The sequence below is a fragment of the Pseudomonas asplenii genome (assembly GCF_900105475.1).
In the GTDB taxonomy this organism is placed as follows: Bacteria; Pseudomonadota; Gammaproteobacteria; order Pseudomonadales; family Pseudomonadaceae; genus Aquipseudomonas; species Aquipseudomonas asplenii.
The window spans coordinates 2,389,904-2,413,258 of the sequence record NZ_LT629777.1 but is presented as its reverse complement, the minus strand read 5'-3'; the positions used below and the strand labels follow the sequence as shown (position 1 = coordinate 2,413,258).

The following is a 23,355-nucleotide window of genomic DNA, read 5'->3' as shown; positions in this document are numbered from 1 at the left end:
GTTTTTTTCGGGCGGGTACTTACTGAGCTTTCTTCAGCTTGACCACGTCGCCGGACACTTTGGTGGTGTAACCGGTCAGGACCCAGGCCCAGAACCAGTTTTCCTGGATCTGGGTATTGATCAGTGCGTCGCCGCCCTTGGCCTGAATAGCAGCGGTCTGGGCACGGACGAAACGGTCGTTCTGGCGGATCGGGATAACCCCGAACAGCAGCATGCCGGTGGCGGTCGCTTCGCTGTGACCGATCACGGTGTACTGGTTGCTGTCCAATTGCTGGGTTTTCATCGCGGTGCCGGTGCAACCACCCAGAGCCAGGGTGAACAGCAGGGAAGCAGCGATTTTGCTCGCGTATTTCAAGGGATAACTCCATAGGCAAACACCCCGGGATTCATTTCCCGAGGAGCGCGTACTGTAAAGCGGATGACGACAAACTCAAATGAAAGATCGTCTGCCCTGTGGCCGCCCTTCAGACGCGCGCTCAGCGAAACCCGCCTACGGCTTGAACACCTGCGACCAGTCCGAGGCGTCAAGATAACCGATGACCTTGGGGGGCGTGCTCGTCGCAGGCTCGCTCAGGAACAGCGCAGAACCATAGCCGGGAGACGGAATGGAGACGTTCAGCATCTGTTCCAGTGCGTTCATGCATTCGCTGTGGGTGACCAGTACCAGGTTGCGCCCATGCACCTTGTAGCGGCGGATATCGCGCAGCATGGTCTTTCGGCAGTTGAACAGCCAGTCCTGGGTACTGCTGGCCTGGTTGAACATGTAGGTGGAGGTCTGGACCGCACGGGTCAACGGGCTGTTGTAGATATCGGTCCTGGCCAGGCCGAGCCGCTCAAAACGCGCCCCCAGTCCCACTGCCACATCGCGGGCCCGATCAGTGATGCCATCCGGCTCCGCCAGGCATTGAGCCTTGGAGCGGTCACACCGCTCGACATGACGCACCAGCACCACCATCTCGCCCTTTTTCCAGGCGGTAGTGAGGGTAATGGCACTGCTCTCCCCCCCGCGCGCAAGGTCGGCAACGACCGTCGGTCGCAGAATCGACAGGACAAGCAGAATGACGAGGAGCGCTGCGAGCAGGATTGCCAGCACGATCTTATACTTGGCCAAGCGGCTCGATTCGAACGAGCGCCGCACCCAGCCATACGCCAGTCTTGATTCCACGTTTGGGCTGCCCCTACGACAAAGGCTGGTTGAGTAAGTGATACCGGTGACGCTACAGAGCAAAAATGACAACTGAGCATCAGGCGTCACTGCCGCGGGAGAAAGCACTCCGCTCCCGGCTCCCCACTCATCCGGATCCAGAGCCTAGGTCTGCGCCGGTCGTCCTGCGGTGAAAGGAATGTGAAAAATTCCTTAACCCCCAAGCCAGCTCAAAGCCAGGTGAAAGCATCCCGACGAAACGTGCATTCGCCCGGACCGTCTGAATCACCTGCAAGGAGTCAGCTTTCGTGAAACATCTTCCCAAAGAAAAAACCTTTCAGCTATCGGCCCCGCCGCCGATACCCCCCTACGAACAAATTTTGCTGGCACCAATAACAAGACCTTCCAGCCACCCAACGAACACGCAACACAAAGTTACTGGAGGAATTCGATGAATAGCTGGTTTGGCAACATCAGCGTCAATATGAAACTGGGCCTGGGCTTCGGCCTGGTCCTGGCACTTACCACGATCCTGGCGTTGACCGGCTGGACCAGCCTGGGCGGTCTGATCGACCGCAGCAACTGGATGAGTGACATCACCCAACTCAATGCCTCGCTGACCAAACTGCGCGTGGCGCGACTGCAATACATGATGACCAATGGCGACGAAACTGCCGCACAGAACGTCCAGGTCAACCTCGATGCGTTCATCGCCTTGCAACAGAAACTGCTCAACAGTTTCAAGAGCCCGGACAACCTCAAGCTGCTCAAGGAGCAGGCTGCCACCATCAGCGCCTACCAGCAGTCGCTGAACAAGATGCGTGAGGCCTATCGCACCGGTAACAGTGCTCGCAAGGATATGGGCGACACCGCCGAAGTCGTACAGAAGCAGATCAACACCCTCCACGACAACGTGCTGCAGATGGCCCCCGGCGAGGAAAACCGTTTCGAACGGTTCGAGGCCATCACCCAGTCCAAGGAACAGTTTCAACTGACCCGCTACGAAGTGCGTGGCTACACCGCAAACAGTAACCCGGAAACCGAACAGAAGGCTGTCAACCAACTGAATGAAGCGATTGCCAGCCTCAAACAACTGGCGCAGCACTTCAGCAACACCCAGCAAAACGAACTGCAACAACTGGAAGCCGGCCTGCTCAACTACCGCACGGCCTTACAGGCGTACAAAAAAGCCAACGGCGATATCGTGCAGGCACGCAAGGAAATGACCGATCAGGGCACGGACATCGTCTCGCGCAGCGACGACCTGTACCAGATCCAGCTGGACCGCCGTGACAAGGAAAGCGCCCAGGCCCGTAGCCTGCAATTGGGCAGCACCCTGCTCGCGTTGCTGGTCGGCATCCTCGCCGCCGTCGTCATCACGCGCCAGATCACCCGCCCGATCCAGGAAACCCTGAACGTGGTGGAACGCATTGCCTCCGGCGACCTGACACACAGCCTGGTCATCACCCGCCGTGACGAACTGGGTGTGCTGCAACAAGGCATCCAGCGCATGGGCAGTACCCTGCGCGACCTGATCAGCGGCATCCGCGACGGTGTGACCCAGATCGCCAGCGCTGCCGAAGAACTCTCGGCCGTCACTGGCCAGACCAGCGCCGGGGTCAACAGCCAGAAGATCGAGACCGACCAGGTAGCCACCGCCATGCACGAAATGACCGCAACCGTTCAGGAGGTTGCGCGCAACGCCGAAGAAGCGTCGCGGGCCGCCGCTGCTGCGGATGGCGAAGCCCGTGCCGGCGACCGGGTGGTGGGCGAAGCCATTGCCCAGATCGAACGTCTGGCCAGCGAAGTGGTGCGTTCGACCGAAGCCATGAGCGTGCTGCAAAAGGAAAGCGACAAGATCGGCAGCGTCATGGACGTGATCAAGGCCGTGGCCGAACAGACCAACCTGCTGGCGCTCAACGCCGCCATCGAGGCAGCCCGTGCCGGTGAGGCCGGTCGTGGTTTCGCCGTGGTGGCCGATGAAGTCCGTGGCCTGGCCCAGCGGACCCAGAAGTCCACCGAGGAGATCGAAGGCCTGGTCGCGGCGCTGCAGAACGGCACACAGCAGGTGGCGACGGTGATGAACAACAGCCGCTCACTGACCGACAGCAGCGTCGAGCTGACCCGCAAGGCCGGGGTCTCGCTGGAAAACATCACCCGCACGGTATCGAACATCCAGTCGATGAACCAGCAGATCGCCGCCGCCGCCGAGGAGCAGAGCGCGGTGGCCGAAGAGATCAGCCGCAGCATCATCAATGTTCGCGACGTGTGCGAACAGACCGCGGCGGCCAGCGATGATACCGCGGCGTCGAGCGTCGAACTGGCACGCCTGGGCAGCCAGTTGCAGACGATGGTCAGCCACTTCCGGGTGTGACCTGATCGGGCTTGTGCCTGACGGGGTGTCAGTGGTTGGCTACAGGGCTCTCGGCCAGGCTTGAGGGCCCCTTCGCGGGCAAGCCACGCTCCTACAGGAGGGCGTCGTACATCAGATGGGCGAAGTACAAAACTCTGTAGGCGCGTGGCTTGCCCGCGAAGAGGCCGGCCAATTCTGTGCAAATCACGAGACTGTCGAATGGGTGTTCACAGCGTCTGCGCCTAGCGGGCAATCCCGTGCTTGCGCAGCTTCCTGTAAAGGGTGTTGCGACTGACCCCCAACTGCCCCGCCGTGTTGGTCATGTGCCAACGCTGCTGCTCCAGCGCATTGAGCAACGCCACGCGCTCGGCATCTTCCAGCGGATGCGCCTCAATCGGCTCAACCACCACTGCCTCGACCACCGGACGAGCCTGACGAATCATCGCTGGCAGATCCGCAATCCCGATCCGCCCGTCCTCACACAACGCCACCAGGGTACGCAGCACCGTGCGCAACTGCCGGACATTCCCCGGCCAGGCGAACCCCAACAGGGCCTGACGCGCCGCCGCCTCGATCGACACCACCTGCCCCGCCGCCTCCTGCGCCAACAGAAAATCCAGCAACCGCGATTTGTCGCTGCGCTCGCGCAAAGCCGGCAGGGCGATCTCCAGCCCATTGAGCCGGTAATACAGATCCTCGCGGAAACGGCCGTCCTGCACCCGCTCCAGCAGATGACGGTGGGTCGCACTGATGATCCGCACGTTGACCGCCTCGGGCTCGCCACCGATCGGCACCACCTGCCGATCCTCCAGCACCCTCAGCAAGCGGGTCTGCAAGGCCAGCGGCATGTCGCCGATCTCATCGAGAAACAGTGTGCCGCCATCGGCCTGCTGCAACTTGCCGCGCATCCCTTCCTTGCGGGCGCCAGTAAAGCTGCCGCCGCGATAACCGAACAATTCGCTTTCGATCAGGCTTTCGGGGATCGCTGCACAGTTGAGGGCGACAAAGGGCTTTTGCGCGCGCTGGCTGGACTGGTGCACCGCCTTGGCAAAGGCTTCCTTGCCCGAGCCGGTTTCGCCGTTGATCAATAACGGCACATCGCGCTCGAAGACCCGCAAGGCCTTGCGAAAGTCATTTTGCAGCGCCTGGTCATCCAGGCAAATGTCCGCCTGGACGCTCCCCACACCCGGTACCAACAGGGGCGCCGGCACCAGCGGCTTGGGCACGCTGCGCGGCTGACCACGCAACACGGCGAACAGGCTGCGCCCATCGCGGGTACGCAACGGCCAACTGGCGCTGGCCTGGGCACTGGCCCGACCGAGCAGCTCATCCAGCGCACAATCGAAGAACGCCTCTACCGGCTGCCCGAGCAGGCTGCCACGGCCCAGCCCCAGCAGGTTCAGGGCACTCTGGTTGACCGCACAGACCCGTCCTTCGCCATCGAACGCCAGCAACCCCTCGCTGAACAGGCCAACGGATTCGGCCTGCAAATGGAAACGCAACAGCCAGTGCTGGTCGTAATGGCGCAGGAAATAGCAGCTCTCGATCATCTTCGCCGACAGGTTCACCAGCGCCATGGTATGGAACTGACTCTGCCGGGACATTTCCGGACGGGCCGAGGAAACATCCAGCACCGCCAGCAACTCACCCTGGGGATCGAACACCGGGCTGGCGGAGCAGGTCAGGCCGGTATGGCGGCCACGAAAGTGTTCGCCCTGGTGGATGGTCAGCGCCTGCCGTTCAACCAGGCAGGTGCCGATACCGTTGGTGCCTTCGCACGCTTCGCTCCAGTCCGCACCGAGCCAGAGCCCGGCACGTTCGAAGATCTTGCGCTCGGCGGGCGCGGTGACACAGTTGAGGATCACCCCACGGGCATCGGTCAGCAGCACGGCATGGCCGGCGCCAGACAACTGCTGGTGCAGGCTGGTCATCTCGTTGCCGGCAATCTGCAACACCTGGCGCAGACGCTCGCGGCTTTCCAGCAGGCGACCGTGTTCAAGCACGGTCGGTGCAATGCTCAACGAGGGGTCGAGGTGGTAGTCCTCCAGGCAGCGCAGCCAGGAACGGGCAATCGACGGATCACTGCCCGGACCGCCGCTCAAGGCCTTGCCCTGGGTCACGGTGAGCACCTGCTGGGCGTGACGACTCAGATGGTTGTTGTGCATTTCTTATTGTTCTCCCCCTTTGCAGGGACGGCTGGCCATCCCCACAGAAGTTCTGGTGTGTTCGACTTCACCTGAACCGCCAGCATCCTCCTGCACGGCGAGCATTGCAATCACCCCACGACCGATGAGTCACGGACTGCGCCGAAAGCGTTACAAAGTGTCACCCCCGGCTGTACCACCGTTGTCACAGCCCACCCGCCTGCGTCTCGCCCCCACCAGGCGAGGCCCCGTCATAGAGGGCTTGCAACGCACTGGCCCGACCTTTGCTCTACGCTTGTCAGACGCTCAACCGCGTACTCCCTAATAAGCACAAAAGCCAAGGAGACACTCACCATGCGTTACGCCCACCCTGGTACTGCCGGCGCCATCGTTTCGTTCAAGGCCAAGTACGGCAACTACATCAATGGCGAATTCGTCGCACCCGTCGACGGCCAGTACTTCACCAACACCTCGCCGGTCAACGGCAAGCCCATCGCCGAATTCCCCCGTTCCAACGCCAAGGACATCGACAAGGCGCTCGACGCTGCCCATGCCGCCGCCGACGCCTGGGGCAGCACCTCGGTGCAGGCCCGTTCGCTGATTCTGCTGAAGATCGCCGACCGTATCGAACAGAACCTGGAAACCCTGGCGATCACCGAAACCTGGGACAACGGCAAAGCCGTACGCGAAACCCTCAACGCCGACATCCCGCTGGCTGCCGACCACTTCCGCTACTTCGCCGGTTGCCTGCGCGCCCAGGAAGGCAGCGCCGCCGAAATCGACGGCAACACCGTGGCCTATCACATCCATGAACCGCTGGGCGTGGTCGGCCAGATCATCCCGTGGAACTTCCCGCTGCTGATGGCCGCGTGGAAACTCGCTCCGGCCCTGGCCGCCGGCAACTGTGTGGTGCTCAAGCCTGCCGAGCAGACCCCGCTAGGCATCTGCGTGCTGATGGAACTGATCGGCGACCTGCTGCCGCCCGGCGTACTGAACGTGGTGCACGGTTTCGGCAAGGAAGCCGGCGAAGCCCTGGCCACCAGCAAGCGCATCGCCAAGATCGCCTTCACCGGCTCGACCCCGGTCGGCTCGCACATCATGAAATGCGCCGCCGAGAACATCATCCCTTCCACCGTGGAACTGGGCGGCAAGTCGCCGAACATCTTCTTCGAAGACATCATGCAGGCCGAGCCGAGTTTCATCGAAAAGGCCGCCGAAGGCCTGGTGCTGGCGTTCTTCAACCAGGGTGAAGTGTGCACCTGCCCATCCCGCGCCCTGGTGCAGGAGTCGATCTACGACGAATTCATGCAGGCAGTGATGAAGAAGGTCGAACAGATCAAGCGTGGCGACCCGCTGGACACCGACACCATGGTCGGCGCCCAGGCCTCCGAGCAGCAGTTCGACAAGATCCTCTCGTACCTGGAAATCGCCAAGCAGGAAGGCGCACAACTGCTGACCGGCGGCCAGGTGCAGAAACTCGACGGTGATCTGTCCAGCGGCTATTACATCCAGCCGACGCTGCTCAAGGGCAACAACAAGATGCGCGTGTTCCAGGAAGAGATCTTCGGCCCGGTGGTGAGCATCACCACCTTCAAGGACGAAGCCGAAGCCCTGGCGATTGCCAACGACACCGAGTTCGGCCTCGGTGCCGGCCTGTGGACGCGCGACATCAACCGCGCCTACCGCGTTGGCCGGGCGATCAAGGCCGGTCGCGTGTGGACCAACTGCTACCACCTGTACCCGGCGCATGCCGCGTTCGGTGGCTACAAGAAGTCCGGTGTAGGCCGTGAAACCCACAAGATGATGCTCGACCACTACCAGCAGACCAAGAACCTGCTGGTGAGCTACGACATCAATCCGCTCGGGTTCTTCTAACTCCTGAAAGCCCATTCGCGGGCTTGCCCGCGAATGGGCCCATCCTGCCCCCAACATAACGCCTGGCCACACCGGCACGGGCTCTGCGTGCACGCTGTACAGCAAATCGACACCCGAAAGTCCAACAACCAAACAATAAGAAAGACAAGCGAGGACTTATGACAACCCAAACCGAACTCAAACCGACCCTCGGTACCCTGCACCTGTGGGGTATCGCGGTCGGCCTGGTGATCTCCGGTGAATACTTTGGCTGGAGTTATGGCTGGGGCACCGCCGGGACCCTGGGGTTCCTCGTCACCGCCTTGATGGTGGCGACCATGTACACCTGTTTCATCTTCAGTTTCACCGAACTCACCACCGCTATTCCCCACGCTGGCGGCCCCTTTGCCTACAGCCGTCGTGCCTTCGGCGAAAAAGGCGGCCTGATCGCCGGGATCGCCACCCTGATCGAATTCGTCTTCGCCCCACCGGCAATTGCCATGGCCATTGGCGCCTATCTCAATGTGCAGTATCCCGGCCTCGATCCGAAGATCGCCGCCGTGGGCGCCTATATCGTCTTCATGACCCTGAACATCCTCGGCGTCAGCATCGCCGCGACCTTCGAGCTGGTGGTCACCGTGCTGGCGGTGGCCGAGCTGCTGGTCTTCATGGGCGTGGTCGCGCCGGGCTTCAGCTTCAGCAACTTCGTGCTCAATGGCTGGTCGGGGTCGAGCACCTTCAGCCTGGACGCGATCCCCGGTATCTTCGCCGCCATCCCCTTCGCCATCTGGTTCTTCCTCGCCATCGAAGGCGCGGCCATGGCCGCCGAAGAAGCCAAGGACCCCAAACGCACCATTCCCAAGGCCTATGTCAGCGGCATCCTGACCCTGGTGTTCCTGGCCATCGGCGTGATGGTGATGGCCGGTGGCGTCGGCGACTGGCGCCAACTGTCGAACATCAACGACCCGCTGCCCCAGGCCATGAAAGCGGTGGTCGGCAACAACTCGAGCTGGATGCACATGCTGGTGTGGATCGGCCTGTTCGGCCTGGTGGCGAGCTTCCACGGGATCATTCTCGGCTACTCGCGTCAGTTCTTCGCACTCGCCCGGGCCGGCTACCTGCCGCAGTCGCTGGCCAAGCTCTCGCGTTTTCGTACCCCGCACCGGGCAATCCTCGTGGGTGGGGTGATCGGCATCGCGGCGATCTACAGCGACGGCCTGGTCAACCTGCAGGGCATGAGCCTGACGGCGGCGATGATCACCATGTCGGTATTCGGTGCGATCGTCATGTACATCATCAGTATGCTGAGCCTGTTCAAGCTGCGGCGCAGCGAGCCGAACCTGGAGCGTACCTTCCGCGCGCCGGGTTATCCGATCGTGCCCGGCATCGCCCTTGCATTGGCCCTGGTCTGCCTGGTGGCGATGGCCTGGTTCAACACCCTGATCGGCCTGATTTTCCTGGGTTTCATGGTGGCGGGCTTCATCTACTTCCAGTTGACCGCCAGCCAGCGCTCGCAGGCGCCGGCAGACGCTATGCTGACCGGTGACTGAATTGCACCAGCGCAGGGCGTACCACGCCCTGCCCCGGAACACCGAACACCGAACACCGAACACCGAACACGAAACATAGGAACACGGAACACCTCGGGACTGTAGGAGCGTCGCACGCCCGTTTTGTGCACGACACTCCGCTGTCCGCGAACGGCCGGCCGCTCCCACAAGATAGCGTTATCGCCACCCCAGATTCAGGAGGACACCGCCCATGGCCACATTCGCCCATTCCGTCGGCGCCCAGACCTATCGCTTCGACAGCCTCAAGGAGGTCATGGCCAAGGCCAGTCCCGCCCGTTCCGGCGATTTTCTCGCTGGCGTCGCCGCACAGAACGACGGCGAACGGGTCGCAGCCCAGATGACCTTGGCCAATATTCCCCTCAAGCATTTCCTCGAGGAAATGCTGATTCCCTATGAATCCGACGAAGTCACCCGGCTGATCGTCGACACCCACGACAAGCAGGCCTTCGCTGCCGTCAGCCACCTGACCGTCGGCGGCCTGCGCGACTGGCTGCTCAGCGACGCCGCCGACGAACAGAGCCTGCGCGCCCTCGCCCCTGGACTGACCCCGGAAATGGCCGCTGCGGTCTCCAAGATCATGCGCGTCCAGGACCTGGTGCTGGTGGCGCAGAAGATCCGCGTGGTGACGAAATTCCGTGGCACCCTGGGTCTGCGCGGGCGACTGTCGACCCGCCTGCAACCCAACCATCCGACCGACGATCCGGCCGGCATCGCAGCCAGCGTTCTCGACGGCCTGCTCTACGGCAACGGCGACGCGATGATCGGCATCAACCCGGCCACCGACAGCCTGAGTTCGATCTGCGATCTGCTGCAGATGCTCGACGCGGTGATCAAACGCTACGAAATCCCGACTCAAGCCTGCGTGCTGACCCACGTCACCACCTCCATCGAGGCGATCAACCGAGGCGTGCCGCTGGACCTGGTGTTCCAATCCATCGCCGGCACCGAGGCGGCCAACGCCAGTTTCGGCATCAGTTTGAAGATCCTCCAGGAAGGCTACGACGCCGGCCTGAGCCTCAATCGCGGCACCCTCGGCCAGAACCTGATGTATTTCGAGACCGGCCAGGGCAGCGCGTTGTCGGCCAACGCCCACTTCGGCGTCGACCAACAGACCTGCGAAACTCGCGCCTACGCCGTGGCCCGGCACTTCAAGCCATTTCTGGTCAACACCGTGGTCGGCTTCATCGGCCCGGAATATCTGTACAACGGCAAACAGATTATCCGCGCCGGCCTGGAAGACCACTTCTGTGGCAAGTTGCTGGGCGTGCCCATGGGCTGCGATATCTGCTACACCAACCATGCCGAAGCCGACCAGGACGACATGGATACCCTGCTGACCCTGCTCGGCGTGGCCGGGATCAACTTCATCATGGGGATTCCCGGCTCCGACGACATCATGCTCAACTACCAGACCACCTCGTTCCACGATGCCCTTTATGCCCGCCAGACCCTGGGCCTGAAGCCGGCGCCGGAGTTCGAGCAGTGGTTGGCGAAGATGGGGATTTTCACCCAGGCCGATGGCAAGGTGCATTTCGGCAGTAACCTGCCGCCGGCGTTCCGCCAGGCCCTGGAGCAGCTAGGATGAATGACATGGCCAACGAGATCGACAACGACAACCCCTGGTTGCAACTGCGCCGCCTGACCCCGGCGCGTATCGCCCTGGGCCGGACCGGCACCAGCCTGCCGACCCGCGCGCAACTGGACTTCCAGTTCGCCCACGCCCAGGCCCGCGATGCGGTGCACCTGCCGTTCGACCACGCCGGTCTCGCCAGCCAACTGGCCGAGCGTGGGCGGGACACCCTGTTGCTGCACAGCGCCGCCGATGACCGCCACAGCTACCTGCAACGCCCGGACCTGGGGCGCAAGCTCAATGAGGTCTCGGCCCAACGGCTGCGCGAATATGCGCAGGCCCACCCAGGCGGGGTCGACCTGGCGATTGTCGTCGCCGACGGGCTGTCGGCGCTGGCCGTGCATCGACATACCGTGCCGTTCCTGGCCCGCCTGGAAGAACAAATCGAAGCCGAAGGCTGGTCGCGGTCGCCGGTGATCCTGGTGGAACAGGGACGCGTCGCCGTCGCCGACGAGATCGGCGAACTGCTGGGCGCAAAAATGGTGGTGATCCTGATCGGCGAACGCCCGGGTTTGAGCTCGCCGGACAGCCTGGGCTTGTATTTCACCTATAATCCCAGGGTCGGCCTGACCGACGCTTATCGCAACTGCATTTCCAACGTGCGGCTGGAAGGGATGAGTTACGGCCTGGCCGCCCACAAGTTGCTGTATCTGATGAAAGAAGCCTGCCGCCGACAGTTGTCGGGGGTCAATCTCAAGGACGAGGCCCAAGTGCAAACACTGGAAAGCGAATCGGATGTCCACTCGAGCGGCAACTTCCTGCTGGGTTCGCCCAAAGGCTGACGGCCATCCGGATTGCTCTTTTCCTACGCTTTGGGCAGCATCGGCGTTGCGGCTGCCCGAGTGAGTGAACCGTTTGCCGTCATATCCACGAAGTTGAGGCCTGATCTATGCGGATTACTCAAGCGACCCTGGAACATCTGGACCTGTTGACGCCCCTGTTCGTCAAATACCGCGAATTCTATGGCGCCTTGCCCCTGCCGGATTCGTCCCGCAACTTTCTGGAAAAACGCCTGCGCCGCAAGGAGTCGGTGATCTACCTGGCCCTGGCGGATGATGACGACAAGAAGCTGCTGGGTTTCTGCCAGCTCTATCCAAGTTTCTCCTCACTGTCGCTCAAGCGCGTGTGGATCCTCAACGACATCTACGTCGCCGAAGACGCCCGGCGCCAGTTGGTCGCAGACAACCTGATGCGCACGGCAAAGAAAATGGCCCGGGAAACCCACGCGGTGCGACTGCGGGTGTCTACCAGCAGCGACAACCAGGTGGCACAGAAGACCTACGAATCCATCGGTTTTCGCGAAGACACCGAGTTCAAGAACTACGTGCTGCCGATCAGCGATGACTGACCGGCGCCCTCTTCGCGGGGGCCGACGCATCGGTGAATCCCGCATCCACAAGGGGCGGCGGCGAACACAGAGGGGGTGAGTGCCGCCCAACCTGGTGGAAGGACGAGTCACCGATGCGTCGGCCCCTCGCGAAGACAGACTCAAACCCACCACCGGGTAACTGCCCGCATTTGCAAGGGGCCCGCGACACTCTTCGCTACAAACTCTGCAAGCAGAATCCTCTCCAGCTCTTATAATCCCGATTTCATATCAATGTACGAAAAAACTACATCCAATGTAGTTAACTACGCGTCCATTTTTTGCGCAGGTCTGCCGAGCCGGACCGTCAACACAGGTGCCACCCATGGATTTCAACCCGCTGGACTTAATCCTGCATCTCGATGTGTATCTCGACATGTTGGTGAACAATTACGGGCCATGGATCTATGCCATCCTGTTTCTGGTGATCTTCTGTGAAACCGGCCTGGTGGTGATGCCGTTCCTGCCGGGCGACTCGTTGCTATTCATCGCTGGCGCCGTCGCTGCCGGTGGTGGCATGGACCCGGTGCTGCTGGGCGGGCTGCTGATGCTGGCGGCGATCCTCGGTGACAGCACCAACTACATCATCGGCCGCACGGCGGGCGAGAAACTGTTCAGCAACCCGAACTCGAAGATCTTCCGCCGCGACTATCTGCAGAAAACCCACGACTTCTACGATCGCCACGGCGGCAAGACCGTGACGCTGGCGCGCTTTCTGCCGATCCTGCGGACCTTCGCCCCGTTCGTCGCCGGCGTTGGCCGCATGCCCTACCCGCGCTTTTTCATGTTCAGCGTGCTGGGGACCGTGCTCTGGGTCGGCGGCCTGGTGACCCTCGGCTACTTCTTCGGCAACGTCCCGTTCATCAAGAAAAACCTGTCGTTGCTGGTGGTCTTCATCATCGTCCTGTCGCTGGTGCCGATGATCATCGGCGTGCTGCGCAGCCGTTTTGCCGGTGCGTCCAAAGCCGAGACCCACTGAAACCGTGTGGTCGTTGAGTGCCTGGCGGCGCCGCCGAACCCTGGCCCGCCATCCCGTCGCCGGTGAAACCTGGCAGCGGGTGCGCGAACACCTGAGTTTCCTCGATGGCCTGAGCGAAGCAGAAGATCGCTGGCTGCTGGAGCACAGCGTGCTGTTCCTCGCCGACAAGCATCTGAGCGCCCTGCCGGGAGTCGAGCTGGATCAGTACAGCCGCCTGCTGCTGGCCGCCCAGGCGCAACTGCCGTTGCTGCACCTGGGCGACCTGGAATGGTATGCCGGCTTTCATGAAATCGTGCTGTACCCGGACGACTTCCTCAGCCCCCAGCGTCATCGCGATGCCAGCGGGGTCGAGCACGAGTGGGATGCCGAACACAGCGGCGAAGCCTGGCACCGTGGCCCGGTCATTCTCGCCTGGCCCGGCGTACTCGCCAGTGGCGCCTGGGAAGGCTACAACCTGGTGATCCACGAACTGGCGCACAAGCTCGACATGCTCAACGGCGATGCCAATGGCCTGCCGCCGCTGCACAGCGACATGCGGATCGGCGACTGGGCCACGGCGATGCAACACGCCTATGACGACCTCAATCGCCAACTGGACCATGACCCCGACGCCGAAACCGCGATCGACCCCTATGCCGCGGAAAACCCGGCGGAATTCTTCGCGGTGACCAGCGAATACTTCTTCAGTGCCCCGGATTTGCTGGACACCGCCTACCCGAAGGTCTACGAGCAACTGCGTGCGTTCTACCGCCAGGACCCGCTGGCGCGCCTGCGCAAGCTGCAGGAACACGACCCGCACTATCAGTCTGCCGGCTGATCGCGCGCCGGGGCCGCACGTCCTGCAATACGTGGCATCCACCCCGGAATGTGCCTATAATCGCCGCCACTTTTTGGTCATTCCAACCAGATTTCTGGTCAACTAACGGGAGCATCGCCCAATGAGCTACAGCAAGATTCCGGCTGGTAAAGACCTGCCGAACGACATCTACGTCGCGATCGAAATCCCGGCCAACCACGCGCCGATCAAATACGAAATCGACAAAGACAGCGACTGCCTGTTCGTTGACCGTTTCATGGCCACCCCGATGTTCTACCCGGCCAACTACGGTTTCATCCCAAACACCCTGGCCGACGACGGTGATCCCCTCGACGTGCTGGTCGTGACCCCTTACCCGGTTACCCCAGGTTCGGTGATCCGTGCCCGTCCGGTCGGCATCCTGCACATGACCGACGACGGCGGCGGCGATGCCAAGGTCATCGCAGTCCCTCACGACAAGCTGTCCCAGCTGTACGTCGACGTGAAGGAATACACCGACCTGCCGGCACTGCTGCTGGAGCAGATCAAGCACTTCTTCGAGAACTACAAGGATCTCGAGAAAGGCAAGTGGGTGAAGATCGAAGGCTGGGGCAATGCTGACGCTGCCCGCGCCGAAATCACCAAATCGGTGGCCGCCTACAAGGGCTGATTCATCCACCGATCCGTGCTGATAAAGAACCCCGGTCCGCCGGGGTTTTTTATGCCTGCTTTACCTGAAAACAGAGGGAGCGTTTAATGGATAAACATTCACCCTTGCCTAAACAGGCACTGGCGTAGGAATAGTCAACGAAATCAATCACCTTGTGTGCTTTTTCAGACCATTTTTGAACACCTCGTTTATTTAAACGGATGTGACGCGCCAGTAAACTCTGTGTTCATGAATACATCAGGTGATCGCTTAAGAGCTCTCCTGCGGGAGTGCCATCTTTCCGCTTCGGACTTCGCTGCCAACCGGCAAGTGACGCCGCAGCACGTCAATAATTGGTTCAAGCGTGGTATCCCGATGGCACGCATGGATGAGATCGCGGAGTTGCTGTGCGTCAACAGCCGCTGGCTGCGTACGGGCGACGGTCCGAAGCATCCCGGTACCAATACCAGCGAAACGGAAGACGAACTGCCCGCTGGCGAAAAAGAGCCCTACTCGGCCCGGGATAACCTGGCCACCACCGAAGGCAACGACGTCCAGCTCCCGCTCTACAAGGAAACCCCCACGGGACCCGGTTCCAGGCGCACTCAGGTGGCCGTCGTCCCCGGGCGCAAGGTGCGTCTGCCGTATCGCATCCTGCAGGCCATGGGCGTCGAACCGGACCAGGCCATCTGTGCGCCAATGACCGGTAACGGCATGGCTGAAAAGATCGAGGACGGCTCCACCATCGCCATCGACCGCAGCCTGACCCAGGTGGTGGATGGCGAGATCTATGCGCTGGAGCACGACGGCATGCTGCGGGTGAAGTACGTCTACCGCCTGCCGGCCGGCGCGTTACGGCTGCGTAGCCACAACAGCGAAGAATACCCTGACGAAGTGTTCAGCGCCGATGAGATCGAGCGCCAGGGCATCCAGATCCTCGGCTGGGTATTCTGGTGGTCGACCCTGAACAAACGCCGCCCGCCCGTACCGTTCAAATAGTTTCGAAATGCTGCTTTTTCTAAAAACGACCGCTCTACGTGGCGGTTTTCGCTGGGCAGATGTCGCAAATGTGGGTATCCTGCGCCCCACACTCGGGCAGCGCCCCGCAAAAGCAGGTCAGCGCTCCCACAGACACTGTGCAAGACTCATGCACAGCGTACTCCGCTCAGACATTGCAGTTTTTTTGCATGTACCTTTTGAAGGCGGGCGAGGCTTACCAAAAATGAGCCAAACCCGTCCCCGAGAAGCCGGCCACAAGCCGGCTTTTTAATGCCTGTTGAAAAGTCATCCTCAAACGGCCCAGCCCAGTAGCGATAAGGAAGAGCATGATCCTCATGCCTTTGCTGGCTGTATGCATGGGAGTTCGTGATAATACGCGAGGCCGCTCCAAGACCGTATTGGGATATCAAGAATAGGTCCGGGTCGTGTATCAGGTTGATCTGGAACCCAGTTTCAATGCCGATAAGCACCCAACTGACTTATACGCTGGAGAGAAAGGATGCAAGACGGTAAATGGCGTGATGACACATTCGCCAATGAGCTTGAAGCACTGGTCGAGGAGCAACCTTCTTTTGAAGGCAGCAATCCCCCCATCGGTGTCGTCATCCATGCGTACTACCCTGAAGTGCTAAAAAGCATTTTGCTGCGTTTGGCTGAGTTGCATGAACGTCTGCACCTGTACGTAACCTGCGTCGCCGGCCATGAAGAGAAGGTACGCAACCTGCTGGCCGCCAGCGGGCTCGGTCACTCACTGTACCGAGTGCCCAACCAGGGCAGAGATGTTTTGCCATTTCTACGGCTGCTGCCGCTTCTGCGTGCCGATAAGATCCACACGCTGCTCAAGCTGCATACCAAGCGTTCCACACACCCGGGGAAAAGCAATTCCTGGTCCGATGAGCTTTTCGATTACCTGCTGGACCCTGTGCGGTTCCGTCGCTCAGTGGAACATCTTTGCGACCCGACGCATCATCCAATGCTCGGCCACGAGGGATACCGGCTTCCCGTCACCAAACAACTCGATGAAAGCAACCGCCTGCACTTGGTCGCCCTGGCCAAGCGGGCCGACATCGATCCCCGGCAAATCGAAGAGGCGGATTTTTTTGCCGGCACCATGTTCTTCGTACGCACCGAAGCTTTGCTCCTACTGGAACGAATGCACCTGACGAACAAGGACTTCGAAGCTGAACGCGACCAGCTCAACGGCACTCTGGCACACGCCCTCGAACGCTTTTTCGGTGTGCTGGCCAATATCGGCAAGCAACAGCGCCATATCGAACAGTACCAACGCTGGCTGGACTCCCGCCAACTGTCTCCCGCCGAACTCGAAAACTTGCCAGCGCGCCTGGCGAGTTGGCCACGGCAACCGGATATTTTGTTGGTAGTGACCGATACCACCGGTGACATTACGCAGTTGCGCTCCTGTCTGGAAAGCATTGACCGTCAGCTTTATCGAGCGGCAGCCATCGCGGTGCTGTCGGACGCCGAACCGCTAGGGGCGCCGCCGGCCGACAATCTGATCTGGTTACCACGGGCTGAGTCCTGGCCGAGCCAGCTCAATGAGCTGCTGCAGGAGATTCAGGTCGACTGGTGCTATCTGCTAAGGGGCGGCGACCAACTCGATCCCCACGCATTATTGCTGCTGGCCGAGAGTATCGCCCTGAATCCCGGCATCAGCGCTTGCTACAGCGATGAAGACTCACTGACCGCAGCGGGTTGCCAGAACCCGGTTTTCAAGCCGGACCTGAACCTGGACCTGTTGCGCAGTTATCCGTATGTCGGCCGAGCCCTGGCCTTCAGCCGGGAAGCCGCACTGGGTGCCGATGGTTTCGATCCCGCCTTCACCGAACTGGCGCCCCATGACCTGCTCTATCGGCTGCTCGAAACTCACGGGTTGGGCACCGTCAGGCACCTCGCTGACGTGCTGGTGCATCAGACCATCAGCCTTGGCCTGTGGCTCGGCGAGCCACAGGTTATCGCCCACAGCGGATCGATCGTCCAAGCACACCTGCAGCGCCTGGATGTGGCCCATGAGTTGAGCCCAGGGCCTTTGCCGATGATCAACCGGGTAACCTACCAACACATCGGCGAGCCATTGGTGTCCATCGTGATTCCCACCAAGGATCAACTGCCGATGCTGATGCGCTGCATCGAAAGCCTGATGGAGAAAACCCGCTACCCGAACTACGAACTGCTCATCGTCGACAACAACAGTGAAACCGCCGAAGCCCGGACCTGGTTCGGGGAAATGGAGCGTCTGAACGCGTCCCAGGTACGCATCCTGCGTTACCCTCATCCATTCAACTATTCGGCAATCAATAATTTTGCCGTCAGCCAGGCCCGTGGCGATTACCTGGTGCTGCTCAACAATGACACCGCAGTCATTGATGGGGGCTGGCTTGACGCACTGCTGCAGCATGCCCGACGACCGGAAGTAGGCATCGCTGGTGCAAAATTGTTATACCCCAACGGGACTATCCAGCACGCAGGCGTGGTACTGGGATTGCGCAGCGTGGCAGACCATCCCTTCATCGGCGACCCGATGCAGTCCAATGGCTACCTTCACCGTCTGCAGGTTGATCAGAACTATAGTGCGGTGACCGCAGCCTGCCTGATGATCCGCACCGACCTCTACCGCCAGGTGGGCGGCATGGACGAGGCCGGTCTGCAGGTGTCCTATAACGACGTGGATCTGTGCCTGAAGGTCGGCCAGACAGGCCACTTGATCGTCTGGACACCCTATGCACTGCTCATGCACGAAGCCAGCGTGAGCCAGAACAAGGTCGACACAACCACGCTGCAAGCCAAGCGCGAGCGCTTCAAGCGCGAACAATCAGTCATGTACCGACGTTGGCTGCCGCTGCTCACCAACGATCCGGCCTACAACCGCAACCTGACCCTGGAGGGTAACGGCTTCGCCCACGAATACTGCAGCGATACCGGCTGGCAGGCATTCAGCAGTCGCTCCCTGCCTTATGCGCTGTGCTACCCGGGCGATGCGTTTGGCAGCGGTCATTATCGCGTGCACCAGCCTCTAGAGGCCCTGAAAGCAGCGCACCTGATCGAGGGCACGGAGAGCAAGCGAATGCTTCAACCGGTACAACTGGAGCGCCTGGCACCGGATACGATCATTTTCCAGCGGCAGTTTACGACGCCTCAGTTGGAAATCATTCAGAACACCCAGGCCTTCTCCAAGGCCTTCAAGGTTTACGAGTTGGATGATTATGTACTCGACGTACCCGCCAGCCACGCAAGCCGTGAACGGCTTCCCAGGGACATCGCCCTGCGTCTCAGGGAAGCGGTGGGCCTGTGCGACCGTCTAGTGGTCTCGACCGAGCCGCTGGCCGAGGCCCTGAAGGGTTTCAACAGCGACATCCGCGTGGTCGAGAATCGCCTGCCTGCCCAGTGGTGGGGCGGCCTGACCAGCCATCGCCGACAAGGCCGCAAGCCTCGGGTCGGCTGGGCTGGCGGCTCGACCCATGAGAGCGACTTGCAAGTCATCGCCGAAGTGGTTCGTGAACTGGCAAGGGAAGTGGAATGGGTCTTCCTGGGCATGTGCCCACCGACACTGCGCGCTTATGTCCATGAGTTCCATGCAGGCGTGAGTATCGAGCAATACCCGGAAAAACTGGCCAGCTTGAACCTGGATCTGGCCTTGGCTCCCCTGGAAGATCATTTTTTCAACGCGTGCAAAAGCAATTTACGCTTATTGGAATACGGTGCCTGTGGCTTCCCGGTGATCTGTTCGGACATTCCTTGTTATCGCGGTGACTTGCCGGTGACCCGGGTCCGGAACAAGCCAGAAGACTGGATTGCCGCTATTGGCGAACATCTCTCTGAACCCGACGCCAGCGCCGAGGCCGGAGATGCGCTGCGCAGCCTGGTGCTCGATAACTGGATGCTCAGGGATGCCAACCTGTTGACATGGCGACAAGCCTGGCTGGCGGATTGAATGATCCGCCTGGCAGTTCTTCACTCTGTCCAGTCCTGAAAAGGTTTACTGCGGTTTCAGGACTGGCTACGCCACTCACCTTCTCTCGCGCCAACCCGGCCTTTTATCGAAGCACGCATCCACCACCGTTGATCGTCTCTCATTCTCTAAACCCTCCAAAAGCCATACGCCCCCTCCAGAACTCGCCCACTCAGCCGAAACAGAGTAAAGCCGGCACAGATCGGCCTGCGCGCACCTGAACTTCATAATGAGGCATGTGCGAAGCTGCTTTTACGCAGAAGGAGCTGTATCGACCACGACCACAGAGGGTCTTGTGCTAATGCCAGGTCCATTCAAGAAACTTCAGATTCTCATGTCTCTGCCCCTGGATAACCCACGGCTGCTCAAGGCCCAGTACATCGCGCTGGCTCGTCAACTGCCGCTGATGTATTTCATCCTGATCGTCAATACCTGGGCCCTGGTCGCGACCCACGTGGAGAGCGCGCCACTCTGGCTTTCCCTCTACATCCCCGTGGCCATGACCCTGATCTGCGGTATCCGCGGCACCATGTGGTGGCGCATGCGTCATCATCCGCCCGCGCCCGAGCTGATCCTGCGCGCACTGGTTCGCACCACCCTCCTCGCTCCGCCGATTGCGACAGCCTTTGCCCTGTGGTCGGTGGCCCTGTTCCCCTATGGCGACATCTACGCGCAATCCCACGTTGCCTTCTACATGGCGATCACCGTGATCGGGGTGATCTTCAGCATGATGCACCTGCGTCCAGCCGCGCAGAGTACCGCGCTGATCGTCAACCTGGTCTTCGTGGTGTTTTTCTCGACGATGGGCAACAGCGCGTTCCTCGCCACTGCACTGAACGTGGTGCTGGTCTCCATCACCATGCTGGTGATCCTCAACAACCATTACCGGGCCTTTACCCGGCTGGTCGACGCCCAGGCCCAGGCCGAACAACTGAGCGATGAAAACCTCAGGCTGGCCAACGAAGACAGCCTGACCGGGCTGCCCAATCGCCGGCAGTTCTTCACGACCCTCGACACCGAAATGGCCAAGGCCCAAGCCAGCGGTTCGCGCCTGGCAGTGGGCATCATCGACCTCGACGGTTTCAAGCCGGTCAACGACCAGTTCGGCCACAGCGTCGGCGACCGCCTGCTGGCCCAGGTCGGCCAACGCCTGAACGGTCTGCTGGAAGACAACATGCACCTGGCGCGCCTGGGCGGCGACGAGTTCGCGCTGATCCTGAGCAACGATGCCAGCGACCAGACATTGGTCTCATTCGGCCAGCGGGTTTGCGAAGCCCTCGCCACGCCGTTCCTGCTGACCGACCTGCCGGTGCAGATCGGCGGTTCCCTGGGCATGGCGACCTTCCCGGACATGGCGACCAACGCCATCGAGGCATTCGAATACGCCGACTACGCGCTCTATCACAGCAAGCGAACCAGCCGCGGCTCGATGTCGATGTTCACCGCCAGTCACCATCAGCAACTGCTGCATGAAGGCGTGACCGAACAGGCCCTGCGCCGGGCGGATATCGAGCAGGAATTCCATCTGGTGTTCCAGCCGGTGATCGATCTGCGCACCCGCCGCACTGTCTCCTTTGAAGCACTGGCTCGCTGGCACAGCCCCAAGCTGGGTGACGTGTCGCCCTACCGCTTCATCCCCGTGGCCGAGCGGATCGGCCTGATCAACCGCCTGACGCCGCCGCTGCTGCGCAAGGCCCTGGCGACGGCCAACGGTTGGCCGGCCGACATTCGCCTCTCGTTCAACCTCTCGGCCCATGACTGCGCCTCCGACGAGGTGGCGCAACAGATCGTCGAAGTGATCGTGGCGAGCGGTTTCGATCCCCGCCGGCTGGACCTGGAAATCACCGAGACGGCGACCATGCAGGACATCCCCCAGGTGCAACGGACCATCGATGGCTTCCGGCGGCTGGGCTGTGGCATTTCCCTCGACGACTTCGGCACCGGTTACTCCAGCCTCAGCCAATTGCACTCGCTGGCCTTCACCAAGATCAAGATCGATCGCAGTTTCGTCACCGGCTTGCATGAAAAGCCGGCCAGCTACAAGATCGTCAAATCGCTGGTGGCGCTGAGCCTGGACATGCAGTTGGAATGCATTGTCGAAGGCGTGGAAACCCGCCATGAACTGGATGCCCTGATCAGCCTGGGCTGCTCGCTGGTACAGGGTTATTTCTATTCCAAGCCGATGTCGCCGGCATCGGTCGATGCCTGGCTCGACCAGGAAAATACGACGGAACGCGTAGAGTGCTGAATCCCCACCGCAAAGCCCTGATGGACCGACTGGCTGCCGCACCCGACGATATTGCGACACGTGCAGCGCTGTATCGCGATCTGCTCGACACCGCCGACATCGCCCTGGATGGCTTGCGCGTAGCGGCTGGCCTCGGTGATCCGGCCGCTCTGGCGCTGGTTGCCGAGTTGAAGGCCAGGCCACACGCCAACCGCCCCAGAGCCTGGCTGCCGCAGCTTCGCGGGCTGCCGGTCGACCGACTGGAACTGAGCGACGCCGAACCGGACTGGCTGAATGCCCTGGCCGGACTGCCACTGCGTACGCTGCTACTCGACAGCCCCAACTTCAGCTGTGATCAGGAGCTGTGGCGCCGCTTGCCCGCCCTGGCGCTGGAGACGCTGGAGATCAGTGGTTTTGCACGCACGGACAACGAGACCTGCCTGCCGTCACTCGAGCGGCTGCGTCGGCTGAAGCTGGCAACCTACGGTGATGATTTCGACGACGATTTGCTCCAGCGCCTGGGCAACAGTGCGTTGCAGGCACTGTCGCTGAACCGTTGTGATGAAGTCACCGATGCCGGCCTGCTCGAACTTTCCAGGCTGCCATTGCGCTCACTGGAACTGGAGCGTATCGAACAGCTCACCTGGCGTGGCATGGCGCACCTGTCCAGGCACCCACTCGAACGCCTGTCGCTCGGCAAGGGGCGTCTCGCCCTACTGGAAAACACGGACTGGCTACAAAGCCTGACGGCCTTGCGCTCGCTGAGCCTCGATGACTGTTACGCCAACGAGTCCACCCTGCAGGCTATCCGCGAGCTGCCGATCGAGCGACTGTCACTGCAGTCCGCATCGGTCAGCGAGGAGGACATTGCCGAGCTGGAAGGCATGCCGCTCGCCGATCTGGACCTGAAAGCCTCGCGGGTAATGATCGAGCGACTCGATACCCTGCACGGCTTCCCCCTCAAGCGGCTGGGGCTTTGCGACGTGCAGGGCATCAGTGCAGACACGCTGGCCGACCTGCGCGGCCTGGCGCTGGAATCGCTGGACCTGTCCTTGAACGAGATCACCCACAAGGAACTGGAACAACTGGCCGGCCTGCCGCTGAAACGGCTGAGCCTCAACTTCTGCAATGGCGTCGACGGCAAGGCTCTGCGAACACTGGTCGAACTGGGTCTGCCATTGGAAGAGCTTGAAATCGGCGGCCTGAACCTGCGCGATGCCGACCTGGCCTGCCTACGCGGTCTGCCACTGCAACGCCTCGGCCTGTATGACAGTCCCTGGCTCACCGACGACGGCGTCGCCCACCTCGCACACCTGCCGCTGCAAAGCCTGACGCTTACGAGCGGCCCGGGAGAGTCACAGATCACTACGGCCGCAGTGTCCGTACTGGAGGCGTTGCCGTTGCAAAGGCTGTTACTGCAAAACTGCACCGGGATCGACGCCGACGGCTGGGATCGGTTGGCCAAGCTGCCCGCGCGAGTGATCGGCCCGGGGATCTGAAGCTCAGCCGGCTTCCAGCGAGTGCGCAGAGTTGCAGTGTTCTCTCGGGCCCTTTCGCGGGCAAGCCCGGCGCCTACCGTGCGATGTCGTTCACAGATGTTGTGTACGACGCAGTACTTGTAGGAGCCGGGCTTGCCCGCGAAGAGGCCCTCAAGCCTTGCTCATCAACCGGGAACC

At 61.3% G+C, this 23,355-nt stretch carries 16 protein-coding genes and 1 pseudogene; 14 read left to right on the top strand and 3 right to left on the bottom strand.

All coding sequences use genetic code 11. The annotated features are described in order from the left end of the window. Positions 1-19 precede the first annotated feature (19 nt). Both BLU37_RS11000 and pmrG read right to left on the bottom strand, forming a co-directional pair. On the bottom strand, positions 20-355 hold the full coding sequence (locus BLU37_RS11000) for a hypothetical protein (RefSeq protein WP_010449410.1): 336 nt from the start codon (positions 353-355) through the stop codon (positions 20-22). A gap of 135 nt (positions 356-490) precedes the next feature. Further along, a complete protein-coding gene (gene pmrG / locus BLU37_RS10995; RefSeq protein ID WP_090204750.1) occupies positions 491-1,138 on the bottom strand; it encodes a lipopolysaccharide core heptose(II)-phosphate phosphatase PmrG in 648 nt (215 codons plus the stop codon). A 457-nt stretch (positions 1,139-1,595) separates the two neighbouring features. On the opposite strand from pmrG, the pseudogene BLU37_RS29905 reads away from it, so the two are divergent. Further along, positions 1,596-2,615, top strand: a pseudogene (locus BLU37_RS29905) (methyl-accepting chemotaxis protein); the annotation flags it as partial. A 39-nt stretch (positions 2,616-2,654) separates the two neighbouring features. Then, positions 2,655-3,518, top strand: coding sequence for a methyl-accepting chemotaxis protein (locus tag BLU37_RS29900; RefSeq protein ID WP_408003675.1), 864 nt, complete (start codon positions 2,655-2,657; stop codon positions 3,516-3,518). Positions 3,519-3,739: 221 nt separating this feature from the next. Here BLU37_RS29900 and BLU37_RS10985 read toward each other — a convergent pair whose 3' ends face one another. Continuing rightward, positions 3,740-5,662, bottom strand: a complete 1,923-nt coding sequence (locus BLU37_RS10985; protein ID WP_090204743.1) for a sigma-54-dependent Fis family transcriptional regulator — start codon at positions 5,660-5,662, stop codon at positions 3,740-3,742. Between the two features lie 333 nt (positions 5,663-5,995). Between BLU37_RS10985 and exaC the strand changes: the two genes are divergently transcribed. From exaC to BLU37_RS10925, 12 genes are all read left to right on the top strand, one after another. Further along, positions 5,996-7,516, top strand: coding sequence for an acetaldehyde dehydrogenase ExaC (exaC, locus tag BLU37_RS10980; RefSeq protein WP_010449402.1), 1,521 nt, complete (start codon positions 5,996-5,998; stop codon positions 7,514-7,516). 158 nt (positions 7,517-7,674) lie between these two features. Further along, a complete protein-coding gene (gene eat, locus BLU37_RS10975) occupies positions 7,675-9,045 on the top strand; it encodes an ethanolamine permease (RefSeq protein WP_010449401.1) in 1,371 nt (456 codons plus the stop codon). Between the two features lie 211 nt (positions 9,046-9,256). Then, positions 9,257-10,651, top strand: a complete 1,395-nt coding sequence (locus BLU37_RS10970) for an ethanolamine ammonia-lyase subunit EutB (protein ID WP_010449400.1) — start codon at positions 9,257-9,259, stop codon at positions 10,649-10,651. Continuing rightward, positions 10,648-11,478, top strand: a complete 831-nt coding sequence (eutC, locus tag BLU37_RS10965; RefSeq protein WP_090204740.1) for an ethanolamine ammonia-lyase subunit EutC — start codon at positions 10,648-10,650, stop codon at positions 11,476-11,478. The genes BLU37_RS10970 and eutC overlap by 4 nt, the downstream gene beginning before the upstream one ends. A 107-nt stretch (positions 11,479-11,585) precedes the next feature. After that, positions 11,586-12,044: a GNAT family N-acetyltransferase gene (locus tag BLU37_RS10960; RefSeq protein WP_010449398.1), complete on the top strand. Its 459-nt coding sequence runs from the start codon at positions 11,586-11,588 to the stop codon at positions 12,042-12,044. A 343-nt stretch (positions 12,045-12,387) separates the two neighbouring features. Continuing rightward, a complete protein-coding gene (locus tag BLU37_RS10955) occupies positions 12,388-13,041 on the top strand; it encodes a DedA family protein (RefSeq protein WP_090204737.1) in 654 nt (217 codons plus the stop codon). Between the two features lie 4 nt (positions 13,042-13,045). Continuing rightward, positions 13,046-13,858 carry a M90 family metallopeptidase gene (locus BLU37_RS10950; RefSeq protein WP_090204735.1) on the top strand — a complete coding sequence of 271 codons (813 nt, stop codon included), beginning with the start codon at positions 13,046-13,048 and terminating at the stop codon, positions 13,856-13,858. A gap of 121 nt (positions 13,859-13,979) precedes the next feature. Next, positions 13,980-14,507 (top strand): inorganic diphosphatase, encoded by a 528-nt coding sequence (ppa, locus tag BLU37_RS10945; RefSeq protein WP_010449395.1) that lies wholly within the window; start codon positions 13,980-13,982, stop codon positions 14,505-14,507. 228 nt (positions 14,508-14,735) lie between these two features. Beyond that, entirely contained in the window at positions 14,736-15,485 is a 750-nt protein-coding gene (locus BLU37_RS10940; protein WP_172833016.1) for a LexA family transcriptional regulator, read from the top strand. A 499-nt stretch (positions 15,486-15,984) separates the two neighbouring features. Continuing rightward, on the top strand, positions 15,985-19,434 hold the full coding sequence (locus BLU37_RS10935; RefSeq protein ID WP_090204729.1) for a rhamnan synthesis F family protein: 3,450 nt from the start codon (positions 15,985-15,987) through the stop codon (positions 19,432-19,434). Between the two features lie 352 nt (positions 19,435-19,786). After that, the gene (locus BLU37_RS10930; protein ID WP_090204726.1) at positions 19,787-21,700 is read left to right on the top strand and encodes a putative bifunctional diguanylate cyclase/phosphodiesterase; all 1,914 of its coding nucleotides are present in this window, start codon (positions 19,787-19,789) and stop codon (positions 21,698-21,700) included. Then, complete coding sequence (locus tag BLU37_RS10925; protein ID WP_090204723.1) at positions 21,694-23,178, top strand: hypothetical protein; 1,485 nt, start codon at positions 21,694-21,696, stop codon at positions 23,176-23,178. The genes BLU37_RS10930 and BLU37_RS10925 overlap by 7 nt, the downstream gene beginning before the upstream one ends. Positions 23,179-23,355 lie beyond the last annotated feature (177 nt).